At 39.4% G+C, this 19993-nt stretch carries 14 protein-coding genes and 1 tRNA gene; 6 read left to right on the plus strand and 9 right to left on the minus strand.

From position 1 onward, the window contains the following. Positions 1–16: 16 nt before the first annotated feature. From H8S40_RS01180 to glgB, 4 genes are all read left to right on the plus strand, one after another. Positions 17–1627 carry a Na+/H+ antiporter NhaC family protein gene (locus tag H8S40_RS01180; RefSeq protein WP_186864354.1) on the plus strand — a complete coding sequence of 537 codons (1611 nt, stop codon included), beginning with the start codon at positions 17–19 and terminating at the stop codon, positions 1625–1627. A gap of 139 nt (positions 1628–1766) precedes the next feature. After that, positions 1767–2570: a Cof-type HAD-IIB family hydrolase gene (locus H8S40_RS01185; protein ID WP_022075077.1), complete on the plus strand. Its 804-nt coding sequence runs from the start codon at positions 1767–1769 to the stop codon at positions 2568–2570. A 714-nt stretch (positions 2571–3284) separates the two neighbouring features. Further along, on the plus strand, positions 3285–7610 hold the full coding sequence (locus H8S40_RS01190) for a hypothetical protein (RefSeq protein WP_366482129.1): 4326 nt from the start codon (positions 3285–3287) through the stop codon (positions 7608–7610). A 273-nt stretch (positions 7611–7883) separates the two neighbouring features. Beyond that, complete coding sequence (glgB, locus tag H8S40_RS01195) at positions 7884–9866, plus strand: 1,4-alpha-glucan branching protein GlgB (protein WP_186864355.1); 1983 nt, start codon at positions 7884–7886, stop codon at positions 9864–9866. Between the two features lie 46 nt (positions 9867–9912). On the opposite strand, the gene H8S40_RS01200 is transcribed toward glgB, so the two are convergent. The 9 genes from H8S40_RS01200 to H8S40_RS01240 form a co-directional block, all read right to left on the minus strand. Continuing rightward, positions 9913–10536, minus strand: coding sequence for a V-type ATP synthase subunit D (locus H8S40_RS01200; RefSeq protein ID WP_186864356.1), 624 nt, complete (start codon positions 10534–10536; stop codon positions 9913–9915). A 56-nt stretch (positions 10537–10592) separates the two neighbouring features. Next, complete coding sequence (locus H8S40_RS01205) at positions 10593–11984, minus strand: V-type ATP synthase subunit B (protein ID WP_022075714.1); 1392 nt, start codon at positions 11982–11984, stop codon at positions 10593–10595. A gap of 15 nt (positions 11985–11999) precedes the next feature. Next, positions 12000–13799, minus strand: coding sequence for a V-type ATP synthase subunit A (locus H8S40_RS01210; RefSeq protein WP_022075713.1), 1800 nt, complete (start codon positions 13797–13799; stop codon positions 12000–12002). Continuing rightward, positions 13759–14346, minus strand: a complete 588-nt coding sequence (locus tag H8S40_RS01215; protein WP_022075712.1) for a V-type ATP synthase subunit E — start codon at positions 14344–14346, stop codon at positions 13759–13761. Before H8S40_RS01215 ends, H8S40_RS01210 begins: the two co-directional genes overlap by 41 nt. Positions 14347–14358: 12 nt before the next feature. Next, positions 14359–14667 (minus strand): V-type ATP synthase subunit F, encoded by a 309-nt coding sequence (locus tag H8S40_RS01220; RefSeq protein WP_022075711.1) that lies wholly within the window; start codon positions 14665–14667, stop codon positions 14359–14361. A 52-nt stretch (positions 14668–14719) separates the two neighbouring features. Next, positions 14720–15154, minus strand: coding sequence for an ATP synthase subunit C (locus H8S40_RS01225; protein WP_022075710.1), 435 nt, complete (start codon positions 15152–15154; stop codon positions 14720–14722). A 27-nt stretch (positions 15155–15181) separates the two neighbouring features. Continuing rightward, a complete protein-coding gene (locus H8S40_RS01230) occupies positions 15182–17128 on the minus strand; it encodes a V-type ATP synthase subunit I (RefSeq protein WP_118738269.1) in 1947 nt (648 codons plus the stop codon). Next, positions 17125–18171 carry a V0D/AC39 family V-type ATPase subunit gene (locus H8S40_RS01235; RefSeq protein ID WP_186864357.1) on the minus strand — a complete coding sequence of 349 codons (1047 nt, stop codon included), beginning with the start codon at positions 18169–18171 and terminating at the stop codon, positions 17125–17127. The genes H8S40_RS01230 and H8S40_RS01235 overlap by 4 nt, the downstream gene beginning before the upstream one ends. Positions 18172–18246: 75 nt before the next feature. Beyond that, on the minus strand, positions 18247–18558 hold the full coding sequence (locus tag H8S40_RS01240; RefSeq protein ID WP_022075707.1) for a hypothetical protein: 312 nt from the start codon (positions 18556–18558) through the stop codon (positions 18247–18249). 269 nt (positions 18559–18827) lie between these two features. On the opposite strand from H8S40_RS01240, the gene trmB reads away from it, so the two are divergent. Together trmB and H8S40_RS01250 are read left to right on the plus strand one after the other, a co-directional pair. After that, a complete protein-coding gene (gene trmB, locus H8S40_RS01245; RefSeq protein ID WP_118738268.1) occupies positions 18828–19481 on the plus strand; it encodes a tRNA (guanosine(46)-N7)-methyltransferase TrmB in 654 nt (217 codons plus the stop codon). A 392-nt stretch (positions 19482–19873) separates the two neighbouring features. Next, positions 19874–19946 (plus strand) — tRNA-Lys (locus H8S40_RS01250). Positions 19947–19993: the final 47 nt, after the last annotated feature.

The following is a 19993-nucleotide window of genomic DNA, read 5'->3' on the forward strand; positions in this document are numbered from 1 at the left end:
AGAAGAAAGAGAAAAAATGAGAAACAAGAGAAAAATGGGCGGGTTGCTCCTGGTTGCAATGAGCATATTATGTTTTAGTTCGATAACAGTATTTGCAGCAGACACATCCGCAGAGTATGTACCAGCAATGTATGCATCAATCTGGTCGTTAGTGCCTCCGGTTATTGCGATTGTATTGGCACTTATTACAAAAGAAGTGTATAGTTCATTGTTTGTTGGAGTTTTGATCGGAGGAGCTTTTTGGGCAGGATTCAAACCGGAAGCCACGATATTACATGTATTTCAGGATGGAGTGGTAGGTGTTCTCACTGACAGCTATAATATGGGTATTCTGATATTTTTGGTAATCCTTGGTGTTATGGTATGCATGATGAATAAAGCAGGCGGTTCAGCAGCATTTGGGCGTTGGGCCAAAGAGCATATTAAGACAAGGGCAGGTGCACAGCTTACAACAATCGCACTTGGAATTTTGATTTTTATCGATGATTATTTTAACTGTCTGACAGTTGGAAGTGTTATGCGTCCGGTAACAGATAGTCACAATGTGTCACGTGCAAAACTTGCATATTTAATTGATGCAACAGCAGCTCCGATATGTATTATCGCACCGATTTCATCATGGGCAGCAGCAGTAACAGGATTTGTAAAGGGAGAGGACGGATTTTCAATCTTTATTCGTGCGATTCCATATAACTATTATGCAATCCTTACAATTATTATGATGGTGACTTTGGTTCTGGCAAAAGAAGATTATGGTCCGATGAAAGAACATGAGGACAATGCAATTGCGGGCGATCTTTATACAACGGATGACAGACCATATGAGAGTGCACAGGAAAATGTTATTTATAATAAGGGAAAGGTAATTGATCTGGTATTCCCAATTATTTCACTTATTATTTGCTGTGTTATAGGAATGATCTATTCAGGCGGGTTCTTCTCAGGAACAGGATTTGTAGAAGCATTTTCAGGAAGTGATGCATCTGTTGGACTGATGCTGGGAAGTTTCTTTGCAATGGTAATCACAATTGCATTTTATGCAGTAAGAAAAGTTCTGCGTTTTTCGGATTCTATGGCTTGTATTCCGGATGGATTTAAAGCTATGGTTCCTGCAATCCTAATTCTCACATTTGCCTGGACACTAAAATCAATGACAGATAGCCTTGGTGCAGCTGAATATGTAGCGTCAATCATGAATTCGGCAGCAAGCGGATTGTTAAATCTTCTTCCTGCAATTATATTCCTTGTAGGATGCTTCCTGGCATTTGCAACTGGTACTTCGTGGGGAACATTCGGAATCTTGATTCCTATTGTAGTTGCTGTATTCCAGGGAACAAATGAAACAATGATGATCATTTCCATTTCAGCTTGTATGGCAGGAGCTGTATGCGGAGATCATTGTTCGCCAATTTCAGATACAACAATTATGGCTTCAGCAGGAGCACAGTGCAATCATGTAAATCACGTATCAACACAGTTGCCATATGCAATGACAGTTGCTGCTGTTTCATGTATCACATATGTAATTGCAGGTGTGATACAGAATGCGGTTATTTGCCTGGTAATCGGAATTGCATTGCAGATCTTGGTGCTTCTTGCAATTCGAAACCATACAAGAAATAAATAAAATAAAAAAATAGTAGTAGAAAAGAGACTGACTTTTTGGGCACCTCCTAAAAACGAGAGTCTCTTTTTCTTTGACTAAATATAAATCTGCGTTATAATTACTTCAAATCAGGTAAAGCAAGCGAAGGGAGAAGAAACGAATGAAACCAATATTTTTTATAGATTATGATAATACAATTTTCAGTCATCAGACATGGCAGATTCCAGAAAGTACATTATGTGCACTTGAACAATTGCAAAAGGACGGATATAAATTAGTTATTGCAAGTGGAAGAGCATTTCGAAATAATTCACTTCCCGAAGAATTTCAAGGACGTATAACTCCGGATTGTCTGGTTAGTGCAAATGGCGCGATTGTTGAGATAGAAGGAAAATTAGTGAAAGAAAAATATTTTGATAAGGATTTACAGAGAAGAATATTAGACTACGTTGTAGAAAAAAATTATTGCCTGTTATCTGGACAGGGTAATGATTGGTGTACTTCCAGCATCGAGCGATTCAAGGAGATTGCATCTCCAAAACAGCAGCAGTTATTGCCAAAGAGTGGGGACGCATACAAGGCGTTATATGAAAAACAGATTCCGTCTATGTTTCTGGCAGATACAAAAGAAGCAATTGCTGATGTGCAGGAACATTTTCCAGAGACAAAGCTTTTGTGTATGGGGGATGAGCTTGGTGGTGCAGATATGATTCCAAAAGAGAATGGAAAGGTTAAAGGTGCAAAGTGTGTTATGGACTATTATCATGCATCCTGGGATGATATTATTGCAATTGGGGATAGTATGAATGATATAGAGTTGATTCAGGCGGCTGGATTTGGGATTGCTATGGGTAATGCGATGGATGAGGTGCAGGAAGCAGCAGATTATGTTGCAAAGCATATTGATCAGAATGGATTTGCGGATGCGGTTTCCAAAGCAAGAGAAGAGATAGCTAAAAGATAAAAAGAATTATCAGAAAAAATAGAATAATTTCAATGCGAAGAAAGAAAATTTAAAATAAAACGCATAAAATATTGACAAAATAACATTTAAGTGTTAAACTATAGGCAATTCGAAAGAAGGAAATATTATAGAGTAGGAGGTAGAGGTCCAATGGACGATATTAGTTCGATTACAACTCAATATGTTAGTGGTATGGCGGATGAAAGGTCCAATAATAAGAGATCTTTACAATAATCCAGCAGACATATTGAACATAGATACCACATAAGATAGGATTTCATAAGATGTGTAAAGAAACATCAGATGTAAATCAGATCAAATAGCGAGATACCTGATTATAGATGGAATAATTAAGTAAGTATTTGGAATATCGAAGGAAGGGTACTGCAGGTATTGAACAGTTATAGAAAGAATAATTCGGGAGATAGCGCGGAAATAAAATAATAAAAAATTGAATAGAGAAAAAGAAATAGAAAATGCATCTGCAATGTCAATTGTGGATGCATTTTTTTGACATTGTGAAGCACTTATGGTAAACTAAGAAATGATTATCGGGGAGTCTACCCTTTGATAATTATAAGTAGGATAAATATAAAAAATATTGAGTTACAAAATCAATAAGAGGCACTAAGAATGCAGAGGCATTCTTGAATTTAAGAGAGTATAAATAATTTAGAGAAAGAAACGACAGAGTAAGTTTACGAGGTGAGTACAGTGGACAAGTATGAGTATAAGCTGAAGACAGAACAAATGCTTGAACTGATGGAAGATGGTGCATACAGCAGAGCAGCAGAACTTGCAGATAGTATTGACTGGCGAAGAGTTCGTAATACTACAATGCTGATGAATGTAAGTGACATATATGAAAAAAGCAGAGATTATCATAAGAGTTTCGAAGTCTTGAAAATTGCTTATCATAGGGCAGAAGGAAGTAGAAAGATCGTATATCGCCTGTGTACACTTGCATTAAAAACAAGAAATGTAGATGAGGCAATAGATTATTATGATGAGTTCCTTCATATTGCACCGAAGGATCCAAATCAGTATATTTTAAAATACCAGATTTTAAAAGTACAGAGAGCTCCGATCGAGCAACAGATTGATGCACTCGAATCATTTAAAAAGGCAGAGTATGTGGAAGAGTGGGCATATGAGCTTGCTAAATTATACGAACGGGCAGGCAAGATTACGGAGTGTCTGGAAGAGTGTGATGATCTGATTTTATGGTTCAGCGAAGGAAAATATGTATATCAGGCGATGGAACTGAAGATGCGTTATAAACCGCTGACACCATCACAGCAGGAAAAGTATAATAGAAGATATGAAAAGCCGGGAACTACTACAGAAGAATTGCCTGATTTAAATAATGTAGATGAGAATGGCGTTAAGGTGGCAGTGAAACCTGTTACTTCAACACAAGAGCAGACTGAGGAAGATGCAGCTAAGACAGCGGAAAAAGCAGAATCAGATAAATCAGCAGAGAGTGAGTCAGATATTAAAATTCCGGTAGTTGAAGAAACTTTAGCGAACAAATTTGTAGATGAGGATGTTGTAAAAGCAGAGGTTCGTGCAAAAGCAAAAGCAGAGATTTTAGGAGAAGCAGATTCTTTTGAGCCTACTTCAATTGATTCATTAACAGAGTCGATAAGAAAAGCAGCAGAGACAGAAACTGTGGAGCAAGAGAAGTTAGAGGAAAAAGAAGAACAAGAGTCGGAAGAAATTGCAGAAAAAACAGAATCTTCCGAAGACGTGAAGGAACAGGTGCTTGATCCAAAAGCAGATTCCGTTGAAGTAAAAACAGAATCAGAAGTCGAGGAGAAACAACTGGAGAAGAAAAAAATCGGTAATACAATGCGTTTAGATGAGGCATTGAAGGCTTTATTACACATTGGTGGTTCAGATAGCGGTTCTAGAGAAAGTTCAGACGAAGAAGCTGAGAAAAAAGATGATGATTTGTCAGATTTGAATGATGCAATTGAAGATATTGAAGATGTTGTAGATTTAAGTCTGGTGCAGAGGGTAGAACAGAAGCGAGCACAGAAAAAAGCGCTGGAAGCAGTGAAAGATGTCAAGGTTGATTCAGATTTGGAAGAACTTAGTATGAAAAAACTAAAATCTAAACCTGAAACGACAGTAAATCTGGATGATACATTGCCAATGAATCTGGAGGATACAGTAGAAATGTCGCCGGAAGAGATAATAGCTATGTATGGTGGAACCAAGGAAGTTATCGAGGAAGAACCAGAAGCCGAGGAGATTATCGAACCGGAAGAGGAAGAAATTATCGAGGAAGAGCCGGAAGCCGAGGAGATTATTGAACCGGAAGAGGAAGAAATTATCGAAGAAGAGCCGGAAGCCGAGGAGATCATCGAACCGGAAGAGGAAGAGCCGGAAGTCGAAGAGATTATCAAACCGGAAGAGGAAGAAATTATCGAAGAAGAGCCGGAAGCCGAGGAGATTATTGAACCGGAAGAGGAAAAAATTATCGAAGAAGAGCCGGAATCCGAGGCAGTTATTGAACCAGAATATGCTGAAGAAGAAATGATAGATGAGGATGAAATTTTCGAAGTAGAACAGGTTCTTGAGGCAAAATATATTGAGCCGGAAGATGAGGAAGAAGATCAGCTGGATAATCAAGTGACAGCAAGAATGAGCCTTGAAGAATTGTTTGCTGCATGGGATGAAGAGGATGCCTTGGCAGAAGCGGAAGAATTTGAAGAACCGGAAGCTGAAGAAGTCATCGAGGAAGAGCCAGAAGCCGAGGAGATTATTGAACCGGAAGCTGAAGAAGTCATCGAGGAAGAGCCAGAAGCCGAGGAGATTATTGAACCGGAAGCTGAAGAAGTCATCGAGGAAGAGCCAGAAGCCGAGGAGATTATCGAACCGGAAGAGGAAGAAATCATCAAAGAAGAACCAGAAGATGAAGAAACAGAGGAAATATCAGAAGAAGATATTTTGAATTTAGATTCGGCAGAAGAATGGTCAGATGATGAGCTGACAGATGCGTTTGAAGAAAATTCAGATAATAAAGCGGAATCGGTAGAAAAAATAGATGAAGCATTGAATGAAGCTGAGTCTGTGAAGGATATCAAGCAGGCAGAGCCTGAGAAAGAGGAAACAATGAGCGTAGAAAGAAAGACAGGAGAGCCAATCTTACCACCAGACATACAACGTCTGATAGACGAGATTGAAGGTGTAATTCCAAGAGAAGATGAAGAACCAATGTCAGAAAGCAGCACATCTGCTTCCAAAATGCAGGAGCGTATGCCAGAAGATAACATGGAACAGGAAATGGACATGTTAAGGGTAGATGACTCAGATGAATATGAAGATGAGTATGAAGATGAATATGCAGATGAATTTCCGGTAGAGGAAGAAGAAAGTTTGGAAGCTGTTCAACCACAGGGAGGTTATACTCAGGAATTTGAAAGAATTATGGATGATCGTTTTGCGTCGTTTGAAGCAGAAGAAGATTATTCAGATGAGCTTGGAGATCTTTATCCGGATATGGAAGATGATATTTCGGACGAGGTTGATGCAATTGCTCTGGAAGAAGAGGCTTTTGAACAAGAAACAGAAATTGATTCGCCAGAGTATGAGGACGATGAGTATCCGGAAGAAGAATACGAAGACGAGTATGAGGACGATGAGTATCCGGAAGAAGAATACGAAGACGAGTACGAGGACGACGAGTATCCGGAAGAAGAATACGAAGACGAATACGACGAGTATCCGGAAGAGGAATACGAAGACGAGTACGAGGATGACGAGTATCCGGAAGAGGAATACGAAGACGAGTACGAGGATGACGAGTATCCGGAAGAGGAATACGAAGACGAGTACGAGGATGACGAGTATCCGGAAGAAGAATACGAAGACGAGTACGAGGATGACGAGTATCCGGAAGAGGAATACGAAGACGAGTACGAGGACGACGAGTATCCAGAAGATGAATACGAAGACGAATATGAATACGAGGATGATGAAGAATATGGTGCAGCTGATGCAGCAGCACAATTCGAAGCAGAATTCCGTCCGCAGTCATCAAATGATGAATATGACGATCGCTTGATGGATGATGAAGATGATGATGCTGGTGTTAATTTCCTTTCTAAGACAGCACCGCTTAGTAGAAAAGAAACAGCAAAATTAATTGCTACAGGCAAGACAGCACCGCTTCCATTGGATGAGATTTCTAATGCATTATCTATTTCTGATACAGGATTCCTTGTTCATAACAGACATGAGTTACTTTCAGAATCAGGAAAGAAAAAAACAGAATTAACAGCAGATCAGAAGAGATTATTCTCTTACTTCGTTCCTGTTCGAGGAATGAGTGAGCAGTTAGTAGATGTTTTGGAACAGGATAAAAATTGTACAAATAGACGTGGAACATCAAGAACAGGAAACTTGTTGATTATTGGTAACAAGGGAAATGGTAAAACTGTTCTGGCAGTAGATGTTGTAAAGGCAATTCAGAGACAGAGAAATATTCATCAGGGTAAGGTTGCTATTGTAACCGGAGAATCGTTGAATAAGAAGAAAATAGGAGAGATTTTCCGTAAGTTATATGGCGGGGCCCTCATTATTGAAAAAGCAGGTAAGCTTAATGAAAGAACAGTTGCAAAATTAAATAAAGTTATGGAACAGGATACAGGAGAACTTCTTATCGTATTAGAAGATCAAAGAAAACCACTGGACAGATTGTTATCTTCTAACCGTGAGTTCCGAAAGAAATTTACAAGCCGCCTGGAGGTTCCGATTTTTATTAATGATGAGTTGGTAACATTTGGTCAGACTTATGCACAGGAAAATGGTTACCGTATTGATGAGATGGGATTGCTTGCTTTATATAGTCGTATTGATGCATTACAAAGAGAAGATCATTTTGTAACAGTTGCTGAAGTAAAAGAAATTATGGATGAGGCAATGGAGCATTCAAAGAAGGCATCTGCAAGAAAGCTTGTAAAACGTGTATTTGGAAAAGGTACAGATGAAGCAGATCGAATTCTGCTGACAGAAAAAGATTTCCATATTTAATATAAGAGCAATAAAAAAGAGATTGTTTTATCACTGAAAAAAGTGATGAGACAACCTCTTTTTTTCTTTTATCAGAGAAATTTTTCGTTTTATCTGACATTGTCTTTTAGTTATAAAATCAAGTATCTTTATAGTAAAAACAATTAAAGAAAAATGTTAAAAATTTTAGAAAAAACACGCTAAAACTCTCGATTCGACACGCTTTTCTCTTTTATTTTTCTATCATATCAAGTATAATAAGATTATATAAAATACGAGTTGCGAGGTGGCTTTATGGCAAACAATATGACAGAGGAAAAGACAGTTCAGCCATACGAAATTGGGGAGTTGGACCAATATTTGTTTGGAAATGGAACACACTATGAATTATATAAAAAGATGGGTGCACATCTGGTTACAGTAGATGGAGTCAAGGGTGTGTACTTTGCAGTGTGGGCACCACATGCAAAGAGCGTGTCTGTAATTGGAGAATTTAATGAGTGGGATTTAAATGCTGACATGATGCAGCGTCATGATCCAATGGGAATTTATACAAAATTTGTACCGGGTGCAAAAGAAGGACAGTTGTACAAATTCTGTATTGAGACACAGAACGGGGCAAAAATTGATAAGGCAGATCCATTTGCAAATTATGCAGAACTCAGACCAGGGAATGCATCTAGGATCACCGATATTTCGAATTTGAATTGGAGTGATTCTTCATGGATGAAGAAACGAGAAAAGTGGGATGAGAAAACGAACCCAATGTCTATTTATGAAGTGCATATGGGTTCTTGGATGAGACATCCGGGAAGAGAAGATGAAGGATTCTATACATATCGTGAATTTGCAGAGAGAATCACGGAATATGTAAAGGATATGGGATATACACACGTGGAGCTGATGGGAATTTCGGAGTATCCATATGATGGCTCCTGGGGTTATCAGGTGACAGGATATTATGCACCGACTTCTCGTTATGGAACGCCGGAAGATTTTGCTTATATGATTGATTATCTGCATAAGAATGATATTGGTGTTATTCTTGACTGGGTACCGGCACATTTTCCAAAAGATGCACATGGACTGGTTGAGTTTGACGGACAGCCATTGTTTGAATACGCAGACCCAAGAAAGGGAGAACATCCTGATTGGGGAACAAAGATTTTTGATTATGAAAAACCAGAAGTACAGAACTTTTTGATTGGAAGTGCATTATTCTGGATTGAACATTTCCATGTAGATGGATTACGTGTAGATGCAGTAGCATCTATGTTGTATTTAGATTATGGAAAAGAAGCCGGACAGTGGATACCGAATAAATTCGGCGGCAATGAGAATCTGGAAGCAATTCAGTTCTTTAAACATCTGAATTCAGTGGTACTTGGCAGAAATCATGGCAGTGTAATGATTGCAGAAGAGTCTACTGCATGGCCGAAGGTGACAGGAGATCCGGAGAAGGATAGCCTTGGATTTAGCTTAAAATGGAATATGGGCTGGATGCATGATTTTACAGAATATATGAAACTGGATCCGCTGTTCCGTAAAAATGCACATTATATGATGACATTCTCAATGGAGTATGCTTATAGTGAAGACTATATTCTTGTATTGTCTCATGATGAAGTTGTTCATTTGAAATGCTCTATGTTGAATAAGATGCCGGGAGAAGGATTGGACAAGTTCCGTAACCTGAAAGTGGCATATGCATTTATGGCAGGGCATCCTGGTAAGAAGCTATTGTTTATGGGACAGGAATTTGCACAGCTTCGTGAGTGGAGTGAGGAACGTGAATTAGACTGGTATCTGCTGGCGGAAGAACCACATCAGCATATTCAGAACTGGGTACAGGATTTACTTCATTTGTATAGAGACCAGAAAGCATTGTATGAATTAGATACGCAGCCAAGTGGCTTCCAGTGGATTAATAAAGATGATGTATTCAGAAGTATTTTCAGTTTTGTAAGATATTCAAAGGATAGAAAGAAGAGTTTATTGTTCATATGTAACTTTACTCCGGTAGAACGTCCGGATTATCGTGTCGGAGTACCAAGAGGATGTCAGTATAAATTAATCTTGGATAGTGAAGATCAGAGATATGGTGGACAGGACAGAAAAATAGGTTCTGTAGTCCGCGCAACGAAACAGGAATGTGATGGACAGGATTATTCATTCGCATACCCATTAGCCGGATATGGAGTGGCGGTGTTTGAGTTTGACGGAAACATAAGAACAACGAAAAAGACTCATGGAAAGCCAAGAAAGAAAAGAAAATAGCAGATGATTTGAAAAACCAATAAGAAAAAAGGGTGGAGCAAATGCTCTAACCCTTCTTTTCTTTCATACGTTTGATAACTTTTAGCCGAGTAAATTCTTCACGTTCTTTTTCTTCCAATGCATTACTGATCGTATAAACAAGATTTGTATACATTGGAATTGTAATATTCTGAAGTGCGTTTGCACGCTTTTGAGTTTTCTTTATATTCGTTGCAAGACGATAAGCTGCATTTTCGACCATGGATAATTTAACGGTCAAATCTTTTACCTTCTGAAATGCCTTTGTGGCAAGGTCTATGGACTCCCTGGTTGTGCTAAATGAATAGGTTGGCATAACATTGGCGGGAGTATATTTTACATGGGGAATCTCCGTTCCCATAATACTTCGGGTCTGTATTACGATAGAATTCTCAATCGGAACTGTATATGCAAGCTGGGAAACCTGGTTAATTCCATGTTCGATGTTTGCACGCTGCAGACATTGGTATGCATAGGTAAAGGTCGAATCAATCTCGTCCTGAATATCGCGGGCTTCGTCGATAAGATCCATCAGCTCCCGGATCAGGATGTTTCGTTTTTTGTCCATCAGATCGTAGCCTTGCTGTGCCAATGCCAAAGAATTCTTGGCAAGCATCAGATTTCCTTTTGTGGGAAATGTACGAGGATCCATGAAATCCCTCCTTTCATCTGAAAAATTGATAGTGCATTGATGTTAAAGATGAAAAGTTATTCTTCCTCAGTCTGCATAGGATGATAGTATTTATCCAGAATTTTAGTATCTACACGGTCTAATTCTTCTTTTGGTAATCTGCCAAGCAGTTCCCAACCGAGGTCTAAGGTTTCTTCTATTGTACGGTTTTCATTTACGCCTTGTCCGATGTAACGGGTTTCAAATTCTTTACCAAATTCCAAATATTTTTTGTCGATTGGAGAAAGCTCATCCTCGCCGATAACAGAGGCTAGGTTACGGGCATCTCCAACTTTTGCATAAGCAGAGAAGAGCTGATTGGCGAGATCTTGATGATCTTCTCTTGTATATCCTTTACCGATACCATCTTTCATCAGACGTGACAGAGATGGAAGAATATTGATCGGTGGATAAATGGACTGTCCATGCAATTGTCGCTCTAATACGATCTGCCCTTCGGTGATATATCCGGTCAGGTCAGGGATTGGATGTGTGATATCATCATTTGGCATTGTGAGGATCGGGAGCTGGGTAACAGAACCATTCACACCTTTTACGATGCCGGCACGTTCATAAATAGTTGCCAGTTCACTGTACAAATATCCTGGGAATCCTTTACGGCTTGGGATTTCTCCTTTTGATGATGAAACCTCTCGCATTGCTTCTGCGAAAGAAGTCATGTCGGTAAGGATAACGAGGATATGCATATTTTGCTCAAATGCAAGATATTCGGCAACGGTCAATGCAACCTTCGGTGTGATCAGACGCTCCACTACCGGATCGTTTGCCATATTCAAAAACATGGCTACGTGGTCGGCAACTCCGCTGTCTTCAAAAGTGCGGCGGAAGAAATCAGCAACATCATGCTTAACACCCATTGCGGCAAATACAATCGCAAACTGTTCGTCGGAATTTTCTCCCAGAGAAGCCTGTTTTACAATTTGTGCGGCAAGCTGGTCGTGTGGAAGTCCATTTCCTGAGAAAATCGGAAGCTTTTGTCCACGAATCAAAGTGGTTAATCCATCAATCGCAGAAATACCGGTACGGATATAGTTACGTGGATATTCACGTTCTACCGGATTTAAAGGAAGTCCGTTGACATCTCGTTTTAATGAAGAATGGATTGGACCGAGGTCATCGATTGGCTGTCCGATACCATTGAAGGTGCGGCCAAGCATATCCGGGGATAATGCAATCTCCATCGGATGACCGGTCAGTTTGGTATGTGTATTTTTTAAAGACATATTTTCGGAACCTTCAAAAACCTGAATGACGGCTTTGTCTTCATAAAGTTCAATAATACGTCCGATTTTACGTTCTGTTCCATCTACGACAAATTCTACGATTTCATCATAAAAAGCGTCCTGTATGCCCTCCAGTGCAACAAGAGGACCATTGATACTGCTTAAGCCTAAATATTCAATTGACATAGTATAGTTTCCTCCTTATGCATTCTTTTCCAGTACATGTTGATAGAACGCGTCAATATCACGATGATACTGTTTAAACATTTCAAGCCGGTCATTCGGCACATCATATTTGATGGCGATAACGCGGTCAAATATATTTTCTGATTTGAGAACAGACATTGGATGCCCCATAGTTACAAGAGCTCTTGCCTGTTTGTAAAGATACAAAATCGTATCCATCATAAGAAACTGTTTTTCCAGTGAAACGCAGGTATCATCTTTGTGGAATGCATTTTGCTGCAGGAATCCAAGACGGATAACACGTGCGATTTCAAGAATCAGCTTCTGGTCATCAGGAAGTACATCACTACCAATCAGCTTGACAATCTCCAAAAGACTGCTCTCTGAATTTAAAAGTGCCATCAGGCGGTTGCGGTAGTCCACAAATTTAGGAGAAACATGATCCTGATACCAAGGTGATAAATCTCCCAGATATTCGCTGTAGCTTGTCAGCCAGTGGATTGCCGGGAAATGTCTCGCATAAGCAAGACTTTTATCCAGTCCCCAGAAGCAGCGGACAAATCGTTTGGTATTCTGCGTTACCGGTTCAGAGAAATCACCACCCTGAGGTGATACTGCACCAATGATAGTAACAGAACCATCCGTTCCATTTAAGTTATGCATCATACCGGCACGCTCGTAAAAAGCTGACAGACGGGATGCAAGATAAGCGGGGAAACCTTCCTCGGCAGGCATTTCCTCCAGACGTCCGGAAAGTTCTCTAAGCGCTTCAGCCCAACGAGATGTAGAGTCAGCCATAATCGCTACATCATATCCCATATCGCGATAATATTCAGCCAGTGTCAATCCCGTGTAAATAGAAGCTTCACGTGCGGCTACAGGCATGTTGGAAGTGTTGGCAATCAGTGTGGTACGGTCCATCAAAGGGTTACCGCTTCGAGGATCTACCAACTGGCTGAATTCTTCCAGAACCTGCGTCATTTCGTTGCCTCGTTCGCCACAACCGATATAGATGATGATGTCGGCATTAGACCATTTGGCAATCTGATGCTGAGTCATTGTTTTACCGGTACCAAATCCACCAGGGACAGCAGCAGTTCCGCCTTTTGCAATTGGGAACATCGTATCAATGATTCTCTGTCCTGTAATCAGCGGAGTAGAAGCCGGAAAACGATGATGAGTTGGTCTTGCAACTCGGATAGGCCAGCGTTGTGTCATAGTAAGTTCTTTTGTAGTGCCGTCATTTAATTGCAGAGTAATAAGAGTTTCATCAATTGTGTAAGCTCCGTCGGGAACAACATGGACAACGGTTCCTTCCACTTCCGGTGGAACCATGCATTTATGAACGATGGCACGAGTCTCCGGAACCTCTGCGATAATATCTCCGCCACGAAGAAAATCTCCTTCTTTTACGGTGATGTGTGCTTCCCATTTCTTTTCACGGTCCAGAGAATCAACAGTGACACCGCGAGTGATAAAAGCTCCGCCGCTCTTGGCGATTTCTTCAAGAGGACGTTCGATACCATCAAAAATATTATTTAAGATTCCAGGGGCAAGAGTGACTGATACGGCACTTCCGCTGGCAACGACTTCCTCGCCGGGACGTAGACCGCTGGTCTCTTCATACACCTGGACAGTTGTCATATCTTTTGTCAGGGCAATTACTTCTCCGACAAGTTTTTCCTTTCCTACATAAACCATCTCGGACATGCGAAATCCTGTATTTCCCTTCAGATAAATGACGGGACCATTGATTCCGTAGATTGTAGCAGTATTAAGCAATTCCGTCACCTCCTGAGAATAAGAATTTATCATATTCATCTCGTAATTGTGTTTTAAATGAATGATCGATCAAAATATTTCTGTCGCGGATGACACAGCGGACTCCACCAATAAAATCTTCTGTACTGATTGTAAGCTGTGTGCCCGTAGCTTCCTCAAGAGAGGATTTCAAGGATTCATCTGACGGGTTAATATAAATCGTCATAGAAGATCCGTTCGCAAATGTAAGAGCATCCCGGATACAGCGAATCAAGAAATCCGGATAATCTGCTGATTTCATATAATCATGGACAAGCTCCAGAGTCTCTTTAAAAATCTTATCTTTCAGATCCTGCTGGATTTTGCTCTGCTCACGTTTTAAGTCAAGTTGTGCTTTGGCAAGCGATTGATTGATCTGCTGTTTTGCATTGATCGTCTCTGTTTTAATACGGATCTCAGATTGTCTTTGAGCTTCTACTTTGTGATCCTGTAATACTTTTTCAAGAGCATCCCGGTATGAGTCAATAATCTCATTGCCCTGAGCCCGGGCCTCCTCCATGGAGGTCGCCTGTAAATGTGCAATTTTTTCTTCTAAAGTCAAGGTACTACCTCCCTATAATTTTAATCCGATTGCTTCTGTGATATAAGAAGTGATAAAGTCTTTTTTACGTCCTGTACCATGTCGGTCAGGAATCTCGATCAAAAGAGGCATCTTTCGCTCCAGACGGAATTGATCAATGATGTCTGGAAATTCCTGACCGAATTTTTCTGTCAGGAGGACGATACCAATTGTTTTGTCGAGCAAGACCTTCTCCAATTCTTCACGAAGTTCGTCACGTTCATGGACAACAACACCATCTACGCCGGCAAGACGCATGCCGGTATAGGTGTCGACGTTGTCACTGATTAAATACATTTTCATAAAATACTCCATTCCGGCTGCTGTATTAAATACCTGCAGCCCAAGCGGTGTTTTACAACTTTCCTAAAATCATGAAGGAGATAATCAGTCCATACAGACAAACACCTTCTGCAAGACCTACGAAAATTAAAGATTTACCAAGTACGCTGGAATCTTCACTGATTGCACCAAGAGCAGCACTTGCAGCACTTGCTACGGCGATACCGCCACCGATACAAGAAAGTCCTGTAACAAGAGCGGCTGCGATATATCCAAGTCCTGTTGCAAGTGAACCGGAAGTAGCTGCTGCATCAGCGGCGTGTACAGTTGGTCCGCCCAGCATCATGATCGATGCGATGGCAAAAGCACCAAAGAAGAAAAATGCATTGACACCGATAGTACGTTTATAACGTTTTTTGTTTTTTTCTCCGATTAAGTAATATCCAAAAGGAATGATGATGCTCAGTACGAGAGCGACGATAAAAATAAGTTTTGTTGCAGTTGTCATAATAAACGCCTCCTATAAAATGATAATTTATTTCTTTGAGTTTGATTCAGTTTTTTGTGAATATGGTGAAAATGCATGTCCGGAACCACTGTAGAATCGACTGAACATTTCATAATATTCCAGACGAAGAACCTGAATTCCGACGATCAATCCCTCCATACCACACACGAACAAGTTACCGAGTACAATGACGATCCAGTTCGGATTACCCTCTTCGACACCGGCAAGCATCAGTACAACTTCCATCATTGCAGCATGACTGACAGCGAAAGCACCGATACGGACAAAGGACAAGGTGTTGGAGAAGTAGCTGAGCAGTGTTTCAAATAATTCAAAAAATCCCTGAATGAGGAACATTGCTTTGCTTTCTTCCATTTTGTTACTTTTCTTTTCAATCTTCTTTGTGAGTGGCTCACGGAATAAGATTAAAAGAAGAGGAATGCCAAACATAATGGCAAGAACCCATCCGGCAGGGGTTTTATGCCCTGTCATAAATAAAACGATAACAGCTACAATGGAAGCATAGAATACAAGTCCTGCAACACCATTGATATCAAACCAGGTAGCTTCTACATCGTGGCTACGAGCCGCATTTATAATATGGAGGATCATAGCAAATATAATGACACCCATACCAAAAGCAACAGCGACAATAAATACGGTGTTTAACTTACCGATAAAAGGTAATGTCGTCATATGGTCGATTGGTCTTAACCAAAGCGGCTGAATGATATCTTCAAATCCGAAAATGCTTCCGAATAAAAATCCAAAAATGGTGGAGAAGAAACCGGCACAGGATACAATTCCTGCCAGAGGAATCTTCTTAAAGTGATATAAAAGTCCGCCTCCGATCAAGAGGAGAAGTCCCTGACCAACATCACCGAACATTGCACCAAAGATGAAGGAATAAGTCAATGCAACGAAAATGGTAGGATCCATTTCATTGTGCGCAGGCAAACCATACATCTGTACATACATTTCAAAAGGTTTAAATAATTTTGGATTTTCCAGTTTCGTTGGCGGTTCTCCAAAATATTTATCCCGTTCTTCCTCTACAACAACAAAGACTTTGTCATCATTTTTAATTTCTTCTGTAAATTTTTCGACATCATCTTCTGCCATCCATCCGCATAAAATGTAATAATCTTCTTTGTTTTCTTCCATGCGGGCTGCCATCTTACGAACATCAAAGTTATTAGAAAGCTCTTGCAGACGTTTTTGTGCAGCAACCAGCTGAGGTCCCTGTTTTGTAAGGAAATCGGCAATTTGTTGATTTAGAGCTTCAATCTCTTTTTGTGATTTATCAATCTCACGTGAAAGTGCTCGATATGCCTGTGAAGGTGTTCCTTTGTATTCATCTGTTAAAGTGATTCGCTCAAAATGAAGCGAACGGAAAATAGCATCCGCTTTCGGGGCTTCACCAGGCGATACGAAGTAAGCTCCGTATACATAAGTATCATCACGTTCGCCTTCTACATAAATAGCATCCAGGTCATCAGCCAGATATTTCTGCATTTTATGATAATATTCAATAGGAAGTTTTCCAAAGCGGTAAGCAATAAATCGATAATTCAGAACCTCTTGAATGTTGCAGTCCAGTGGCTGGAAAGGCGAAATAATCTGTTGTTTCTGCTGAGCAGCTCCAATAGCCTGCTTCTGTTTTTCTTTTTTCTCTTGCAAATGTTCATACTCTTCATTTGCAGTACGTACAAGTTCAAACATATCGTCCAGAGCAAGTGTCGCATCTGGTTTGATCTTGTCGGGATTGTCCAGATAGCCAACAAATTTATTAGCCATACTAAGAGCATCTCGATATGGATTGAGTTCAACAAATGGTCGGAGATTGTCGACTGTTTTTAATTCAGACAATGCCGATTCCAATTGGATTTCATATTTGGAAAGGTATGTGTCGGTCACGCGGTCGATATCATTTCGAGGACCCGAAATGTTGATAAATTTCATTTTTACAATCATAGAGTTTTACCTCCAATATACGCTAACGTTTCACCAGGAGACAAATGGTAACGCACACATTCCATGGCGGTTGTCAGCTTTCTTAATTCTTCTTCTTTTAAGAACAGATACGTATTGAGCGTAGCAATAGAATAAGGATTTCTGCGTCGGTCTACCGTGTAAAGATGGTAAAGACAATCACGATACATCTGTTCAATTGTTAGTGTTTCATTGAAATCATAGTGCCTCCAGTAAGAAGTTTTTCGTAGAATATGATCAAATTCTTCTACAGAAGGTGTTTCAACCAGTTCTTTAACAAGTTCGGTTGAAAGTTTATAATGAATCGGTACTAATAATGCATAAATGTCTACCGGTTTCATTTCATAATATTTCTTTGCTCGATAAATCCATTGAAGATTTAACAGATCAATCTTTGAACCATAATCTCTTGTAAGAATCTCAAGCTCTTTTTTCTTTAAAACTTTTTTTCGCTTTTTCCAGACCTTGGCAAATGCATATTGATCCAGAGCAAGGTCGTAATCAAAAAGAGTAATGTTAGGTTTTTCCTTTAATCGCTTCAATGGTTCATAATATTCCGTATCTTTCAAATTCTCGATTAATTCATCCGTTGTACGTGATGTGATTAGTTTATCGATAGAAATCTGAGAATATTTATCGAAGAAATTCTTCTTATAATTTAAATCAAAAGGCTCGGAGTAATGATTGATCACAATACGGAAGCAATAATTGATCAAATCTACTTCATAGCGGGAAACATAAAGTTCCAGAAATTTTCGTTGTTCCAGCCCGCAAAAACGATAGATTTTAGAATAATCATAATATAATTGTCCAATTAAAACTTTCTCAATATTACCGCGATGAAGCTGCTCGTCAGACAAATCATTTAATACAAAGCTGTAAGAAGATTTCTCTTTTAGATAAGAAACAATTTCCGGGACGCTGTGAAGCTCGGCAATTTCTTCGAAATTTTTATCATTCAGAAGCCTTGCTTCCATTGCACGAATCTTAGTTACAATACCACTGTATGCCAGTAAATTTCCCATGTTTGTCACCTCGTTTGCATGAAAATGTGTTGTTACTTATAGTAAAATGTAAACAATGATGTGAAAACCTGTGATCTACACGGTCGTAATACGTGCTAAGATTTCCTGTGCATATTGCGAATGCCTTTCTTTATAATTCTTCTGCAAGGCAATGGTTGCAGAATTGTTATCACTACTTTGACCATTTAAAACATTTTGTGTATCAGTTTCCAGATGATCACGGATCTTTTGAATCTCGGACATGGTACGACTTTCTAATTCAATATCAAAGAGCCGTCGTTTTTCCTGATATTCTTTATCCAAAACTTCCTTTTGTGCCTCAGCATGCTCCACAATGGAAGAAGCGGCCGATTCGATTTCGGATAGTTTTTTTACAATAGAATCCATAAGAAGCCTCCCTTGTTGATTTTTACTTGTGATGTTTTTATCATACACCTTTTTGAAAAAAATACAATAAAAATAGCGGAATACAAACGATAAAATTATACAAAATCACCAGAAAAACAGAGGGCGAAAAAATATTATCAAAAATTGACCGGTAGGATTGGTTTATGATATGATGAAAAAAATTAAAAATAAAAATGATAAAAATGATGGAAAATAGCAGGTCAAACGAAGAATGACCTGATGAATGTTAGATAGTAGGAGGAAACAGTATGAGACTTAGAAATATTCCAAGAGCGGAAAGTACAATAGAGGCACATGATGTGGTAATCAATCAGCCGGAGGCAGAACGAGGAAAGTGGGCAAAGGTATTTGGGAATAGTAAACCAATTCATATTGAGATTGGGATGGGAAAAGGTCAATTTCTGCTAAATATGGCACTGGCTCATCCAGATGTAAACTATATTGGAATCGAACGTTATTCAAGCGTACTGCTTAGAGCAGTGGAAAAATTTGACAGAGATGAATACAGAGAACTTGAAAATATCCGTTTTATTTGTATGGATGCAAAAGAATTGGATAAAGTATTTGCACCGGAAGAAGTGGATAAAATTTATCTGAATTTTTCAGATCCATGGCCAAAAGCAAGACATGCAAAACGAAGACTGACATCGAAAGAATTTTTGAAAAGATATGAAGGAATCCTTGCTCAGCATGGAAAAGTTGAATTTAAGACAGACAACACAGAGCTGTTTGATTTTTCCTTAGAACAGATAGAAGAAGCAGAAGGCTGGGAGCTGCTTGCACATACCTTTGATCTGCATCACAATGAAGAGATGAATAAAGGCAATATTATGACCGAGTATGAAGCAAAATTTTCAGCAAAAGGTCAGCCGATCAATAAGTTGATTGCAACAAGGAAATAAAAAAGTAGTTGTTACATATAATATAAAAAGCTTACGTTACTGTTCACAATCTAAAGTGAGCAGTAGCGGTGTTTGTGGGGATGTGTAAATGAAGAAAAAACGCAGAACCTGGAAAGTAGCGTTGAGTCAAAAGCTATATTGTAATGTAAAGTGGAATAAAATTGTGGTGTGTGTGAAGGACTCGTTGGACGAAGTAAGCAAGGTCTTGAATTCTATAGGAAGAAAATGTTAAAGTAGCTTGTTTGAAAATGTAATTATTACCTTTGATAGGTGCAAAAATAAAAAAATGTTCGAAATATGAAAAAAATATAAAAAAATACTTGCATTTTTTAAAAGCCTCCGATATAATATCTATTGTGTCACAGATGAGGCATACAAATTTAATAAAAGATGCGCGATTAGCTCAGTTGGTAGAGCACCTGACTCTTAATCAGGGTGTCCAGGGTTCGAACCCCTGATCGCGCACTCAGGAATCACTGTTTTTAACGGCTGCGAACGTTGGGGGCGGTGGT

Source organism: Ruminococcus hominis, from assembly GCF_014287355.1.
Taxonomy (GTDB): Bacteria; Bacillota; Clostridia; order Lachnospirales; family Lachnospiraceae; genus Schaedlerella; species Schaedlerella hominis.